The organism is Streptomyces griseoluteus, assembly GCF_004784465.1.
GTDB classification, from domain to species: Bacteria; Actinomycetota; Actinomycetes; order Streptomycetales; family Streptomycetaceae; genus Streptomyces; species Streptomyces griseoluteus.
Window position 1 is genome coordinate 415,074 of record NZ_SRRU01000002.1, and the last position, 14,440, is coordinate 429,513.

Sequence of the window (14,440 nt, forward strand, 5' to 3'; positions counted from 1 at the left end):
CACCGACCACCAGGAACGAGCCCGTGACAACGATCACCCCCGACGACGGGAACCGAGGGTCCCACCGCACCGAGCGCGAGCCCCGTTTTAGCTCCGGAGCGGGTACTCCCGGTACGCTCACCGCCGTGCCACACGCCGATCAGTCCCAAACCACTCAGAAAGGCGCTTCCGTGACAAATCCGGGACCGCCGCGACCGGTTCAGGTCTCCGCCATCTCCCTCGCGGAACTGGCCGGTCAACTGGGTACCGCCGCGCCCGCCGAGACCGCCGGGATCACCGGCATCACCCACGACTCGCGGGCCGTCCGCCCCGGTGACATGTACGCCGCGCTGTCCGGCGCCAGACTGCACGGCGCCGACTTCGCCACCCAGGCGGCGGGCCTGGGCGCCGTCGCCGTCCTCACCGACCCGGCGGGCGCCGACCGCGCCGCCGCGACCGGCCTGCCGGTCCTGGTCGTCGAGGACCCGCGTGCGGAGATGGGCGAGCTGGCCGCCACCATCTACGGGCACCCCGGCCGGGACATGCTCCAGATCGGCATCACCGGCACCTCCGGCAAGACCACCACCGCCTACCTGGTCGAGGGCGGCCTGCGGGCGGCCGGCCGGACCACCGGGCTGGTCGGCACCGTCGAGACCCGCATCGGCGACGAGCGCATCAAGTCCGAGCGCACCACCCCCGAAGCCACCGACCTCCAGGCCCTGTTCGCCGTCATGCGCGAACGCGGCACCGACGCCGTCGCCATGGAGGTCTCCAGCCACGCCCTGGTCCTCGGCCGGGTCGACGGCTGCGTCTTCGACATCGCGGTCTTCAACAACCTCAGCCCGGAGCACATGGAGTTCCACTCCGGCATGGAGGAGTACTTCCAGGCCAAGGCGAGCCTGTTCACCCCCGAGCGCAGCAGGCTCGGCGTGGTCAACACCGACGACGAGTACGGCCGCAGGCTCGTCACCGAGGCCGGCGTGCCCGTCGTCACCTTCTCCGCCGAGGGCCACCCGGACGCCGACTGGCGCGCCGAGGACGTCCAGATCGGCCCCATGGACTCGACGTTCACCGCGCTCGGCCCCAAGGGTGAGCGGGTGCACGCCCGTTCGCCGCTGCCCGGCCCGTTCAACGTGGCCAACACCCTGGCCGCGCTGGCCGCCCTCGCCGCCGCCGGGATCGACCCGCAGACCGCCGCCGACGGCATCGCCGCCGTGCCCGGCGTCCCCGGCCGCCTGGAGCGCGTCGACGCCGGACAGCCCTACCTCGCCGTCGTCGACTACGCCCACAAGACCGACGCGGTCGAATCGGTGCTCAAGGCGCTGCGCAAGGTCACCAAGGGCCGGGTGCACCTCGTGCTCGGCTGCGGCGGCGACCGCGACCGCACCAAGCGCGGCCCGATGGGCGCGGCCGCGGCCCGGTACGCCGACACGGCCGTACTGACCTCCGACAACCCCCGCTCCGAGGACCCGCTGGCCATCCTGGCGACCATGCTCGAAGGCGCCGCCTCCGTCCCCGCGCACGAGCGGGGCGAGGTGCTGCTGTTCGAGGAGCGGGCCGCCGCCATCGCCGCCGCCGTGGGCCGTGCCGCCGCCGGTGACACGGTGCTGGTCGCGGGCAAGGGCCACGAGCAGGGCCAGGACATCGCCGGCGTGATCCGTCCCTTCGACGACCGCCAGGTGCTCCGCGAAGCTATCCAGAACACCCAGGGATGAACTTGTGATCGCCCTCTCCCTCGCCGAGATCGCAGCAGTCGTCGGCGGGCAGACGCACGACATACCGGATACGTCCGTCCAGGTCACCGGCCCGGTCGTCCGGGACTCCCGCGAGGTGGTGCCCGGCACCCTGTTCGTCGCCTTCGTCGGCGAGCGGGTGGACGGCCACGACTTCGCCGCCCAGGTCGTCGAGGCGGGCGCGGTCGCCGTACTGGCGTCGCGTCCCGTCGGCGTGCCCGCGATCGTCGTGGACGACGTCCAGGAGGCCCTCGGCGCCCTCGCCCGCCATGTCGTCGAACGGCTCGGCGCGACCCTCGTCGCGCTGACCGGCTCGGCCGGCAAGACCAGCACCAAGGACCTCATCGCCCAGGTGCTCGGCGGCAAGGCGCCGACCGTGTTCACGCCCGGCTCGCTCAACAACGAGATCGGGCTGCCGCTGACCGCCCTGTCCGCCACCGAGGAGACGAAGTTCCTCGTGCTGGAGATGGGCGCCCGCGGCATCGGGCACATCCGCTACCTGGCGGGACTCACCCCGCCGAAGGTCGGGTTGGTGCTCAACGTGGGCAGCGCCCACATCGGCGAGTTCGGCGGCCGCGAGCAGATCGCCCAGGCCAAGGGCGAGCTGGTGGAAAGCCTGCCCTCCGCGGCGGACGGCGGCGCGGCGATCCTCAACGCCGACGACCCGCTGGTGCGCGCGATGGCCTCCCGTACCAAGGCGAAGGTGGTCCTTTTCGGAGAGTCGGCCGAAGCGGACGTACGCGCCGAGAACGTACGACTCACGGACAGCGGACAGCCCTCCTTCAGGCTTCACACACCCTCCGGTGCAAGCGATGTGACCATGCGCCTGTACGGTGAGCATCACGTGTCGAACGCGCTCGCCGCGGCCGCCGTCGCCCATGAGCTGGGCATGTCCGCAACCGAGATCGCCACCGCGCTCTCCGGGGCGGGCACCCTCTCCCGCTGGCGCATGGAGGTCACCGAGCGCCCGGACGGCGTGACCATCGTCAATGACGCCTACAACGCCAACCCCGAGTCCATGCGGGCCGCCCTCAGGGCGCTCGTGGCCATGGGCAAGGGGCGCCGCACGTGGGCGGTGCTCGGCAAGATGGCCGAGCTGGGGGACGAGGCTCTCGCCGAGCACGACGCGGTCGGACGGCTCGCCGTCCGGCTCAACGTCAGCAAGCTCGTCGCGGTCGGTGGCATCGAAGCCTCCTGGCTGCAACTGGGCGCATACAACGAGGGTTCGTGGGGTGAGGAGTCGGTGCACGTGTCCGACGCACAGGCGGCGATCGACCTTTTGCGCAAGCAGTTGCGTCCGGGGGACGTCGTGCTGGTGAAGGCGTCCCGGTCGGTGGGGCTGGAGAGCGTCGCGCAGACGCTCGCCGAGGCCGGTACCGAGGGTGAGGTTTCCGCCCGATGATGAACCAGGTCCTGTTCTCGGGCGTCATCGGCCTCTTCCTGACGCTGATCGGCACCCCGCTGCTGATCAAGCTCCTCGCCCGCAAGGGTTACGGTCAGTACATCCGCGACGACGGCCCGCGCGAGCACGCCAGCAAGCGCGGTACGCCGACCATGGGCGGTATCGCCTTCATCCTGGCCACGATCGCCGCGTACTTCCTCAGCAAGGTGATCACCGGCAAGCCGCCGACCTACTCCGGCCTGCTGGTGCTCGGCCTGATGTTCGGCATGGGCCTGGTCGGCTTCCTCGACGACTACATCAAGATCGTCAAGCGGCGCTCGCTCGGTCTGCGGGCCAAGGCGAAGATGGCCGGCCAGCTCATAGTCGGCATCGGCTTCGCCGTCCTCGCCCTGCAGTTCCCCGACAACCGGGGCAACACGCCGGCCTCCACCAAGCTGTCGTTCATCACTGACTTCGGCTGGACCATCGGCCCGGTGCTGTTCGTGGTCTGGGCCCTCTTCATGATCCTCGCCATGTCCAACGGCGTGAACCTCACCGACGGTCTGGACGGCCTGGCCACCGGCGCCTCCGTCCTCGTCTTCGGCGCCTACACGTTCATCGGCGTCTGGCAGTTCCAGGAGTCCTGCGCCAACGCCATGACCCTGACCAACCCGGCCGCCTGCTACGAGGTGCGCGACCCGCTGGACCTCGCGGTGGTCGCCTCCGCCCTGATGGGCGCCTGCCTGGGCTTCCTGTGGTGGAACACCTCCCCGGCGAAGATCTTCATGGGCGACACCGGCTCGCTCGCCCTCGGCGGTGTCCTCACCGGCCTGGCCATCCTCTCCCGCACGGAGCTGCTGGTGGCCATCATGGGCGGCCTGTTCGTCCTCATCACCATGTCGGTCGTCATCCAGGTCGGCTCCTTCCGGCTCACCGGCAAGCGCGTCTTCCGGATGGCACCGCTCCAGCACCACTTCGAACTCAAGGGCTGGTCCGAGGTCCTTGTCGTGGTCCGCTTCTGGATCATCCAGGGCATCTGCGTCATCGTCGGACTGGGCCTCTTCTACGCGGGATGGGCAGCGGACAAGTGACCTCCTCGGTGCCTTCGGGAACCAGCGAATTCCAGGGCAAGCACGTCACCGTCGCCGGCCTCGGCGTCTCCGGCCTGCCGGCCGCGAAGGCGCTGCACGCGCGCGGGGCGATCGTCACGGCCGTCAACGACGGCGACGACGCCCGCGCCCGCGAGCAGGCGGCGGAACTGGAGGCGCTCGGCATCACCGTCCGCCTCGGCGACGGCGCGACCCTGCCCGAGGGCACCGAGCTGATCGTCACCGCCCCCGGCTGGCAGCCCGGCAAGCCGCTGTTCCGCGCCGCCGAGGAGGCGGGCGTCCCCGTCTGGGGCGACGTCGAGCTGGCCTGGCGCCTGCGCGGGCCCGACGCGGCCCCCTGGCTCGCCGTCACCGGCACCAACGGCAAGACCACCACCGTCCAGATGCTCGCCGCCATCCTCAAGGCGGCGGGCCTGCGCACGGCCGCGGTCGGCAACATCGGCGTCTCCGTGCTGGACGCGGTCCTCGGCGACGAGCAGTACGACGTGCTCGCCGTCGAGCTGTCCAGCTACCAGCTCCACTGGGCGCCCTCCCTGCGCGCCTACTCCGGCGCGGTCCTCAACCTCGCCCCGGACCACCTCGACTGGCACGGCTCGATGGACGCCTACGCCGCCGACAAGGGCCGCATCTACGAGGGCAACAAGGTCGCCTGCGTCTACAACGTGGCCGACCCCCGCACCGAGGACCTGGTGCGCGAGGCCGATGTCGAAGAGGGCTGCCGCGCCGTCGGGTTCACGCTCCAGGCGCCGGCCGTCTCCCAACTCGGCGTGGTGGACGGCATCCTGGTCGACCGCGCCTTCGTGGAGAACCGGCAGAAGAACGCGCAGGAGCTGGCCGAGGTCTCCGATGTCGACCCGCCCGCCCCGCACAACATCGCCAACGCCCTTGCCGCGGCGGCCCTCGCGCGCTCCTTCGGGGTGCCCGCGCAGGCGGTGCGCGACGGACTGCGCGCCTTCAAGCCCGACGCCCACCGCATCGCCCACGTCGCCGACATCGACGGCGTGGCCTACGTGGACGACTCCAAGGCCACCAACACCCACGCCGCTGAAGCCTCGTTGGCCGCCTACGAGCCGATCGTCTGGATCGCGGGGGGACTGGCCAAGGGCGCCGAGTTCGACGAGCTGGTGGCCAACTCCGCCAAGCGGCTGCGGGGGGTCGTCCTGATCGGCGCCGACCGCGCGCTGATCCGCGAGGCCCTGGCGCGACACGCCCCGGAAGTACCCGTCGTGGACCTCGACCGGACCGACACTGGGGCGATGCTCCAGGCGGTGACGGAGGCGAAGCGGCTGGCCCGGCCCGGCGACACGGTCCTGCTGGCCCCGGCCTGTGCCTCCATGGACATGTTCACCAACTACAACCAGCGCGGCGACGCGTTCGCGGCCGCGGTCCGCGAACTCGGCGCCTGACCCCGGCCGCCCGCCGGGCGGACCTTGGGAGGGACGCGTGGGACGGTCGACGTTCAGCGGAGGCCAGGATGCCCAGTAGCCGTACCGGACGGCCGCCCGTACAGCGGGCGGCCCGGCCCGCGCCCCCGGGGATCGCGGCCGAGAACCCGCTGCGCCGGCTGCGCGACCGCGCCCGCAAGGCGTGGGACCGGCCGCTGACCGCCTACTACCTGATCCTGGGCGGCAGCATGCTGATCACCGTCCTGGGCCTGGTGATGGTCTACTCGGCCTCCCAGATCACCGCGCTGCAGCTCTCGCTGCCCGGCTCGTTCTTCTTCCGCAAGCAGTTCCTCGCCGCGCTCATCGGCGGCGCGCTGCTGTTCGCCGCCTCCCGGATGCCGGTCAAGCTGCACCGGGCGCTGGCTTACCCGATCCTGGCCGCCGCCGTGTTCTCCATGGCCCTGGTGCAGGTGCCGGGGATAGGGATGTCGGTCAACGGCAACCGGAACTGGATCTCGCTCGGCGGCTCCTTCCAGATCCAGCCCAGCGAGTTCGGCAAGCTCGCCCTGGTGCTGTGGGGCGCCGACCTGATCGCCCGCAAGCAGGAGAAGCGGCTGCTGACCCAGTGGAAGCACATGCTGGTCCCGCTGGTACCGGTCGCCTTCCTGCTGCTCGGACTGATCATGCTCGGCGGTGACATGGGCACCGCGATCATCCTCACCGCGATCCTCTTCGGCCTGCTCTGGCTGGCCGGCGCCCCGACCCGGCTCTTCGCCGGGGTGCTGTCGGTGGCGGGGCTGATCGGTGTGATCCTCATCAAGACCAGCCCCAACCGGATGGCCCGGCTCGCCTGCATCGGCGCCACCGAGCCCAAGGCGGGCGCCGCCGACTGCTGGCAGGCCGTGCACGGCATCTACGCCCTGGCCTCGGGCGGGATCTTCGGTTCCGGACTGGGTGCCAGCGTGGAGAAATGGGGCCAACTCCCCGAAGCTCACACGGACTTCATCTTCGCCGTCACAGGTGAGGAACTGGGCCTGGCGGGCACGCTGTCGGTACTGGCCCTGTTCGCGGCTCTAGGCTATGCGGGTATCCGCGTGGCCGGACGCACGGAGGACCCCTTCGTGAGGTACGCCGCGGGAGGCGTGACGACGTGGCTCATCGCCCAGGCGGTGATCAACATCGGTGCGGTGCTCGGCCTGCTGCCGATCGCCGGCGTCCCGCTCCCGCTGTTCTCCTACGGAGGGTCCGCCCTGCTGCCGACCATGTTCGCCGTCGGGCTGCTGATCGCGTTCGCGCGTGACGAGCCCGGTGCGCGGGCGGCACTTGCGATGCGGCAACCCCGCTTTGGTAGAAAGCGGTCGGGGGGCTCCCGTGCCGAGCGGGTGCCACGGAGATGGAACACGATGCGACGGCGTGCCTCGGCGGCGCGTTCGTCCGGAGAGCGGTGAATTTCGGTGCATGTCGTACTCGCCGGCGGGGGTACCGCGGGCCACATCGAGCCCGCGCTCGCCCTCGCGGACGCCCTGCGCAGGCAGGACCCCACCGTGGGGATCACGGCCCTGGGCACGGAGCGCGGTCTGGAGACCCGGCTCGTCCCGGAGCGCGGCTACGAGCTGGCGCTGATCCCGGCGGTCCCGCTGCCGCGCAAGCCCACCCCCGAGCTGATCACCGTGCCGGGCCGGCTGCGCGGCACGATCAAGGCCGCCGAGCAGATCCTGGAGCGCACCAAGGCGGACGCGGTGGTCGGCTTCGGCGGCTACGTCGCGCTGCCCGGCTACCTGGCCGCCAAGCGCCTGGGCGTGCCGATCGTGATCCACGAGGCCAACGCCCGCCCCGGCCTGGCCAACAAGATCGGCTCCCGCTACGCGGCCCGGGTCGCGGTCTCCACGCCCGACAGCAAGCTGCGTGACGCCCGCTACATCGGCATCCCGCTGCGCCGCTCCATCGCCACCCTGGACCGTGCCGCCGCGCGCCCCGAGGCCCGCGCCCGCTTCGGCCTGGACCCCAACCTGCCCACGCTGCTCGTCTCCGGCGGCTCCCAGGGCGCCCGGCACCTCAACGAGGTCGTCCAGCGGGTCGCGCCCTGGCTCCAGCAGGCCGGCATCCAGATCCTGCACGCGGTCGGCCCGAAGAACGAACTGCCGCAGGTGCAGCAGATGCCGGGGATGCCCCCGTACGTCCCGGTAAGTTATCTGGACCGGATGGACCTCGCGTACGCCGCGGCCGACATGATGCTCTGCCGCGCGGGCGCGATGACCGTCGCCGAACTGACCGCCGTCGGGCTCCCGGCCGCCTACGTCCCGCTGCCCATCGGCAACGGCGAACAGCGGCTGAACGCCCAGCCGGTGGTCAAGGCGGGTGGCGGACTCCTCGTGGACGACGCGGAACTGACGCCGGAGTGGGTGCAGCAGAACGTGCTCCCCGTCCTCGCCGACCCGCACCGTCTCTACGAGATGTCCCGCGCCGCCGGTGAGTTCGGCCGCCGGGACGCCGACGACCTGCTCGTCGGCATGGTGTACGAGGCCATCGCCTCCAGCCGTTAGGCATCGCACGACGAAGGGACAGCGAGCGTGGCCGGTTCGACCACCGCCGAGCGCGGTGAACGCCAGCAGGAGTCGGCCGGCCCGCCGCTCGTCCGCCGGTTCAGGCGCCCCCGCCTTCGTGTGATCATCGCATCGGCTGTCGCGCTGGTCCTGTCGGGCGCCGGTACCGTCTGGCTGCTCTACGGCTCCGAGTGGCTGCGCGTACAGCACGTCTCGGTCTCCGGCACCCGGGTGCTGGGCCCGGCTGAGGTCCGCGCCGCCGCCGCCGTTCCCGTCGGCGCCCCGCTGGCCTCCATCGGCACGGACGCCGTCGAGGCCCGGCTGCGCGGGAAGTTGCGCCGTATCGACACCGTCGAGGTGTCCCGGTCCTGGCCGGACGGCATCGACCTGAAGGTCACCGAGCGCACCCCGGTGCTGCTGGCCCGCGAGAACGGCAAGTTCACCGAGATCGATCACGAGGGCGTACGTTTCGCGGTCGTGGGGAAGGCGCCGAAGGGTGTACCGATGCTCGAACTCGCCGCTTCCCGCAAGGGATCGGGTGCCGCCAGCCTGCGCCGCTTCGGCACCGGACGTCTCGTGCGCGAGGCGGTCCGGGTGGCCGGCAGTCTCCCGCCCGCCGTCGCCCGCGACACCGGGACGGTCAGGGTGGGCTCGTTCGACGCCATCACCCTGGAGTTGGACCGCGGACGCACCGTGGAGTGGGGGAGCGGGGAGCAGGGCCGCGCCAAGGCACGGGCCCTCACAGCTCTCATGAAAGCAGCTCCGGGCGCCCGGCGCTTCGACGTGAGCGTGCCCACCGCCCCCGCGTCAGCGGGGAGTTGACGCACATCAGCGCAGGCCAGCACCCTGGTTGGGCACTGCTACGGCTGATCACATAGGGTGAAAAGAAAAACGGGAGGTTCGGCGTGTTCGTTGAACGGGCGCGGCTTGTCGACTTAGTGTCCTGTTCAGAAGACTCCAGGGAACAGACACACTGGTAACCCTAAACTTCACCGTTAGGGTTCGGGTCGGCGTTCGGACCGTCCCAATTCGGCATCCGTCGTCCCGGTCGGGAACCGCCCGGCGCGACAACGTAATTCGAGGCGAGAGGCCTTCGACGTGGCAGCACCGCAGAACTACCTCGCAGTCATCAAGGTCATCGGTGTCGGCGGCGGTGGTGTCAATGCCATCAACCGGATGATCGAGGTCGGCCTCAAGGGCGTCGAGTTCATCGCCATCAACACCGACGCGCAGGCACTGTTGATGAGCGACGCCGACGTCAAGCTGGACGTCGGCCGTGAACTCACCCGCGGACTCGGCGCCGGCGCCAACCCGGCCGTCGGCCGCAAGGCCGCCGAGGACCACCGCGAGGAGATCGAGGAGGTCCTCAAGGGGGCCGACATGGTCTTCGTGACGGCCGGCGAGGGCGGCGGCACCGGCACCGGCGGCGCGCCCGTCGTGGCCAACATCGCCCGCTCGCTGGGCGCCCTCACCATCGGCGTGGTCACCCGCCCGTTCACCTTCGAGGGCCGGCGCCGCGCCAACCAGGCCGAGGACGGCATCGCGGAGCTGCGCGAAGAGGTCGACACCCTCATCGTGATCCCCAACGACCGGCTGCTGTCCATCTCGGACCGCCAGGTCTCGGTCCTGGACGCGTTCAAGTCCGCCGACCAGGTCCTGCTCTCCGGTGTCCAGGGCATCACCGACCTGATCACCACCCCCGGCCTGATCAACCTGGACTTCGCCGACGTCAAGTCGGTCATGTCCGAGGCCGGCTCGGCCCTCATGGGCATCGGCTCGGCCCGCGGCGACGACCGCGCGGTGGCCGCCGCCGAGATGGCGATCTCCTCGCCGCTGCTGGAGGCGTCCATCGACGGCGCCCGGGGCGTCCTGCTCTCCATCTCCGGCGGCTCCGACCTCGGCCTGTTCGAGATCAACGAGGCGGCCCAGCTCGTCAGCGAGGCCGCCCACCCCGAGGCCAACATCATCTTCGGTGCGGTCATCGACGACGCCCTCGGCGACGAGGTGCGGGTCACCGTGATCGCGGCAGGCTTCGACGGCGGCCAGCCCCCGGCCCGCCGGGACAACGTCCTCGGCTCGTCCTCGGCCTCCTCCTCCGCGAACTCCTCGGCCCAGCGCCGCGAGGAGCCCGCTCCGCCGCGCCAGCAGCAGGCGGAGAGCCGTCCGACCTTCGGCTCGCTCGGCAGCGTGACCCCGAAGGAGGAGCCGGAGCCGGCCCCCGAGCCGGTGGTCGAGATCCCGGTGGCCCCGCCGGTGCCGCAGTCCCGTACCTACGCGGACAGTGCGGCCGAGGAGCTGGACGTGCCGGACTTCCTGAAGTGATAGGACAGCGCGGACACGTGAGCGGCGCGCACTTCGCCTTCACCGACAGGTGGGGCGGGGTGAGCGCCGCTCCGTATGCGGAGCTCAATCTCGGCGGCGCGGTCGGCGACGACCCCGGTGCCGTGCGGACCAACCGCGAACTGACCGCCCATGCGCTGGGCGTGGACCCGGCGCGGGTGGTCTGGATGAACCAGGTGCACGGCGCCGAGGTCGCGGTCGTGGACGAGCCCTGGGGCGAGCGCCCGGTGCCGGAGGTCGACGCGATCGTCACCGCCCGCCGCGGCCTCGCCCTCGCCGTGCTCACCGCCGACTGCGTACCGGTGCTGCTCGCCGACCCCGTCGCGGGTGTCGTCGCGGCGGCGCACGCGGGACGGCCCGGCATGCTCGCCGGGGTCGTCCCGGCCGCCGTACGCGCGATGACCGGGCTGGGTGCCGAGCCCGGCCGGATCGTCGCCCGCACCGGACCCGCCGTGTGCGGCCGGTGCTACGAGGTGCCGGAGGCGATGCGCGCCGAGGTGGCCGCCGCCGAACCGGCGGCGCACGCGGAGACGAGCTGGGGCACTCCCGCCGTCGACGTGAGCGCCGGAGTGCACGCGCAGCTGGACCGGCTCGGGGTGCGCGACCGGGAGCAGTCCCCGGTGTGCACAAGGGAGTCGGACGATCACTTCTCGTACCGCCGCGACCGTTCCACCGGACGGCTCGCCGGCTATGTGTGGCTGGACTGAGCGGGCATGACGGACCGTAGGACCGAACTCGCCGGGAATCTGGCGAAGGTTGAGGAACGCATCGCCGCCGCGTGCGCGGCCGCGGGGCGGGCACGTGAAGAGGTGACCCTGATCGTGGTCACCAAGACCTACCCGGCCGACGATGTCCGCATCCTGGCGGAACTGGGGGTGCGTCAGGTCGCGGAGAACCGGGACCAGGACGCGGCACCCAAGCACGCCGAGTGCGCGGATCTGCCCCTGGAATGGCACTTCGTGGGTCAGTTGCAGACCAACAAGGTCCGCTCCGTGGTCGGTTATGCCGATGTCGTGCAGTCCGTCGACCGGGACCGGCTCGTCACCGCACTCTCCAAGGAGGCCGTGCGGGCCGGGCGCGAGATCGGCTGCCTCATCCAGGTCGCCCTGGACGCGGGGGCGAGCGGCCGGGGCGAGCGGGGCGGTGTCGCACCGGCCGGGATCGGGGAGTTGGCGGACCTGATCGCCGGCTCGCCCGGACTGCGGCTGGACGGCCTGATGACCGTCGCGCCGCTCACCGGCGAGTACGCGGGACGCGAACGCGCGGCGTTCGAACGGCTCGTGGATTTGTCGACCGACCTGCGCCGGGCCCATCCTGCTGCAACCATGGTGTCCGCAGGGATGAGCGCGGACCTCGAGGAGGCCGTGGCGGCCGGGGCGACACATGTGCGCGTCGGCAGCGCGGTACTCGGAGTCCGTGCCAGGCTCGGGTAACGTCGCCAAGAAGTCGGACCACAGCAGAAAATATGGTCAATGTCCGCCGAAAGCGGGCGCAACGACCGAGTGGATCGCGGGAATTTGGCAGTCGTCACCCGATCCACCACAGAGCGGAGGACTCAGAGCATGGCCGGCGCGATGCGCAAGATGGCGGTCTACCTCGGCCTCGTGGAGGACGATGGGTACGACGGCCGGGGTTTCGACCCCGACGACGACTTCGAGCCCGAACTGGACCCGGAGCCCGAGCGGGACCACCGACGACACGAGCCGACACACCAGCCGCACAGTGCACATGTGTCCCAAAGGGATGAATCGGTGCGAGTGGTGCAGCCTCCGGCGCAACGCGAACCGGTGTCCCATTCCCCGGCGCTGACCGCGGAATCGGGCCGCCCGGCGCGCATCGCGCCCGTGGCGTCCATCACACAAGAACGTCAGTCCCTGGAGAAGAACGCGCCGGTGATCATGCCCAAGGTCGTGTCGGAACGAGAGCCGTACCGCATCACCACGCTGCACCCGCGGACCTACAACGAGGCCCGTACCATCGGGGAACACTTCCGCGAGGGCACCCCGGTGATCATGAATCTGACCGAGATGGACGACACCGACGCGAAGCGACTTGTCGACTTTGCGGCGGGTTTGGTGTTTGGACTCCACGGCAGTATCGAACGGGTGACGCAGAAGGTCTTCCTGTTGTCTCCTGCTAACGTCGATGTCACGGCGGAGGACAAGGCCCGCATCGCAGAGGGCGGGTTCTTCAACCAGAGCTGAAGACGCACCACCGGAAGACGCACGGAACAGGGGAGAGGGAACCAGCAGCCATGAGCGTGTTCGCGCAGGTGATCTACATCGCGCTGATGGTGTTTCTCGTCGTCCTGATCTTCCGGCTGGTCATGGACTACGTCTTCCAGTTCGCCCGCTCGTGGCAACCCGGCAAGGCGATGGTGGTCGTACTGGAGGCCACCTACACTGTCACCGATCCACCGTTGAAGCTTCTGCGGCGGTTCATCCCGCCGTTGCGGCTCGGGGGCGTGGCACTCGACCTGTCCTTCTTCGTCCTGATGATCATCGTCTACATCCTCATCACCGTGGCGGGGAGCTTCGTGCGATGAGGGTGGACGATACGGTCTTGCCGACTGCCGATGACTACGTTGAGGTGAAGAGATGCCGTTGACCCCCGAGGACGTGCGGAACAAGCAGTTCACGACCGTCCGCCTCCGAGAAGGCTATGACGAGGACGAGGTCGATGCCTTCCTCGACGAGGTCGAAGCCGAACTGACCCGTCTGCTCCGCGAGAACGAGGATCTGCGCGCCAAGCTGGCCGCCGCCACCCGGGCCGCCGCGCAGAACCAGCAGAACATGCGCAAGCCCCCGGAGCAGGGGCAGGACCAGCAGCAGGGCATGCGCGGTCCCGGCGCCCCGGTTCCCGCCGGGATATCGGGTCCGCCGCAGCAGCAGATGGGTGGCCCCATGGGTGGCCCGCCCCAGCTGCCGAGCGGTGCCCCGCAGCTCCCCGCCGGTCCCGGCGGACAGGGCGGCCCGCAGGGCCCCGGCCCGATGGGCCAGGGTCAGATGGGCCAGGGTCAGATGGGTCCCGGTCCGATGGGCCAGGGTCAGGGACAGATGGGCCAGGGCCCCATGGGCCAGGGTCCGATGGGCCAGCAGGGCCCCGGCCCCATGGGCCAGGGTCCCGGTCCGATGGGCCAGGGTCCGATGGGCGGCCAGCCGCCCATGCCGCAGCAGATGGGCGGCCCCATGGGCGGTCCGATGGGCGGCCCCGGCCTGCCCGGTCAGGGTGGCCCCGGCGGCGACAGCGCCGCGCGTGTCCTCTCGCTGGCCCAGCAGACCGCCGACCAGGCGATCGCCGAGGCCCGCTCCGAGGCCAACAAGATCGTCGGTGAGGCCCGCAGCCGCGCCGAGGGTCTGGAGCGCGACGCCCGTGCCAAGGCCGACGCCCTGGAGCGGGACGCGCAGGAGAAGCACCGCGTGGCCATGGGCTCCCTGGAGTCCGCCCGCGCCACGCTGGAGCGCAAGGTCGAGGACCTGCGCGGCTTCGAGCGCGAGTACCGGACGCGTCTGAAGTCGTACCTGGAGTCTCAGCTCCGTCAGCTCGAGACGCAGGCCGACGACTCGCTCGCTCCGCCGCGCACTCCGGCCGCCGCGTCCCTGCCGCCGTCCCCGGCGCCCTCGATGGCTCCGGCCGGCGCGAGCGCCCCGTCCTACGGTGGCGGCAACCAGGGCATGGGCGGTCCCCAGTCGCCCTCCGGCCCGTCCTACGGCGGCCAGCAGCAGATGACGCCGGCCATGACCCAGCCGATGGCTCCGGTCCGGCCGCAGGGCCCGTCCCCGATGGGCCAGGCTCCCTCGCCGATGCGTGGGTTCCTGATCGACGAGGACGACAACTGACGGCCCCGCACGGCCTTTAGTACGCCACAGGCGTCGGCAGCGTTCAGGGCGGCCCCCGGACTCCGGTCCGGGGGCCGCCCTGTTTTACGCGCGTTGAGCAGGGTTGCGTGGCAGCCAACGGGACGCATGCC

Annotated in this window: 13 protein-coding genes; all 13 read left to right on the forward strand. The window is 71.1% G+C overall.

Features of this window, described 5'->3' with window-relative positions; all coding sequences use genetic code 11:
* The first annotated feature begins 23 nt into the window (after positions 1-23).
* Complete coding sequence (locus E5082_RS07365; RefSeq protein ID WP_135790456.1) at positions 24-1,694, forward strand: UDP-N-acetylmuramoyl-L-alanyl-D-glutamate--2,6-diaminopimelate ligase; 1,671 nt, start codon at positions 24-26, stop codon at positions 1,692-1,694.
* A gap of 4 nt (positions 1,695-1,698) precedes the next feature.
* Entirely contained in the window at positions 1,699-3,114 is a 1,416-nt protein-coding gene (locus E5082_RS07370; protein ID WP_135790457.1) for a UDP-N-acetylmuramoyl-tripeptide--D-alanyl-D-alanine ligase, read from the forward strand.
* Complete coding sequence (mraY, locus tag E5082_RS07375; RefSeq protein WP_030810142.1) at positions 3,111-4,184, forward strand: phospho-N-acetylmuramoyl-pentapeptide-transferase; 1,074 nt, start codon at positions 3,111-3,113, stop codon at positions 4,182-4,184. The genes E5082_RS07370 and mraY overlap by 4 nt, the downstream gene beginning before the upstream one ends.
* Entirely contained in the window at positions 4,166-5,608 is a 1,443-nt protein-coding gene (murD, locus tag E5082_RS07380; RefSeq protein ID WP_190045174.1) for a UDP-N-acetylmuramoyl-L-alanine--D-glutamate ligase, read from the forward strand. The genes mraY and murD overlap by 19 nt, the downstream gene beginning before the upstream one ends.
* A gap of 68 nt (positions 5,609-5,676) precedes the next feature.
* Complete coding sequence (gene ftsW / locus E5082_RS07385; protein WP_135790458.1) at positions 5,677-7,035, forward strand: putative lipid II flippase FtsW; 1,359 nt, start codon at positions 5,677-5,679, stop codon at positions 7,033-7,035.
* Positions 7,036-7,041: 6 nt separating this feature from the next.
* Positions 7,042-8,130, forward strand: coding sequence for an undecaprenyldiphospho-muramoylpentapeptide beta-N-acetylglucosaminyltransferase (gene murG / locus E5082_RS07390; protein WP_031183759.1), 1,089 nt, complete (start codon positions 7,042-7,044; stop codon positions 8,128-8,130).
* A 27-nt stretch (positions 8,131-8,157) separates the two neighbouring features.
* Positions 8,158-8,952 carry a cell division protein FtsQ/DivIB gene (locus tag E5082_RS07395; protein ID WP_135790459.1) on the forward strand — a complete coding sequence of 265 codons (795 nt, stop codon included), beginning with the start codon at positions 8,158-8,160 and terminating at the stop codon, positions 8,950-8,952.
* A gap of 276 nt (positions 8,953-9,228) precedes the next feature.
* The gene (gene ftsZ / locus E5082_RS07400; protein ID WP_135790460.1) at positions 9,229-10,452 is read left to right on the forward strand and encodes a cell division protein FtsZ; all 1,224 of its coding nucleotides are present in this window, start codon (positions 9,229-9,231) and stop codon (positions 10,450-10,452) included.
* A complete protein-coding gene (pgeF, locus tag E5082_RS07405; RefSeq protein ID WP_135790461.1) occupies positions 10,449-11,177 on the forward strand; it encodes a peptidoglycan editing factor PgeF in 729 nt (242 codons plus the stop codon). Before ftsZ ends, pgeF begins: the two co-directional genes overlap by 4 nt.
* Before the next feature lie 6 nt (positions 11,178-11,183).
* Positions 11,184-11,903: a YggS family pyridoxal phosphate-dependent enzyme gene (locus tag E5082_RS07410; RefSeq protein WP_135790462.1), complete on the forward strand. Its 720-nt coding sequence runs from the start codon at positions 11,184-11,186 to the stop codon at positions 11,901-11,903.
* Positions 11,904-12,032: 129 nt separating this feature from the next.
* Positions 12,033-12,674, forward strand: coding sequence for a cell division protein SepF (locus tag E5082_RS07415; protein ID WP_030810120.1), 642 nt, complete (start codon positions 12,033-12,035; stop codon positions 12,672-12,674).
* Between the two features lie 50 nt (positions 12,675-12,724).
* Positions 12,725-13,015 carry a YggT family protein gene (locus E5082_RS07420; RefSeq protein ID WP_030810117.1) on the forward strand — a complete coding sequence of 97 codons (291 nt, stop codon included), beginning with the start codon at positions 12,725-12,727 and terminating at the stop codon, positions 13,013-13,015.
* 52 nt (positions 13,016-13,067) lie between these two features.
* A complete protein-coding gene (locus tag E5082_RS07425) occupies positions 13,068-14,309 on the forward strand; it encodes a DivIVA domain-containing protein (protein ID WP_135790463.1) in 1,242 nt (413 codons plus the stop codon).
* Positions 14,310-14,440 lie beyond the last annotated feature (131 nt).

Coding starts and splice junctions, on each gene's coding strand:
- mraY (WP_030810142.1), top strand. CDS start 3,111: ATGATGAACCAGGTCCTGTTCTCGGGCGTCATCGGCCTCTTCCTGACG.
- murD (WP_190045174.1), top strand. CDS start 4,166: ATGGGCAGCGGACAAGTGACCTCCTCGGTGCCTTCGGGAACCAGCGAA.
- ftsW (WP_135790458.1), top strand. CDS start 5,677: ATGCCCAGTAGCCGTACCGGACGGCCGCCCGTACAGCGGGCGGCCCGG.
- E5082_RS07410 (WP_135790462.1), top strand. CDS start 11,184: ATGACGGACCGTAGGACCGAACTCGCCGGGAATCTGGCGAAGGTTGAG.
- E5082_RS07415 (WP_030810120.1), top strand. CDS start 12,033: ATGGCCGGCGCGATGCGCAAGATGGCGGTCTACCTCGGCCTCGTGGAG.
- E5082_RS07420 (WP_030810117.1), top strand. CDS start 12,725: ATGAGCGTGTTCGCGCAGGTGATCTACATCGCGCTGATGGTGTTTCTC.
- E5082_RS07425 (WP_135790463.1), top strand. CDS start 13,068: ATGCCGTTGACCCCCGAGGACGTGCGGAACAAGCAGTTCACGACCGTC.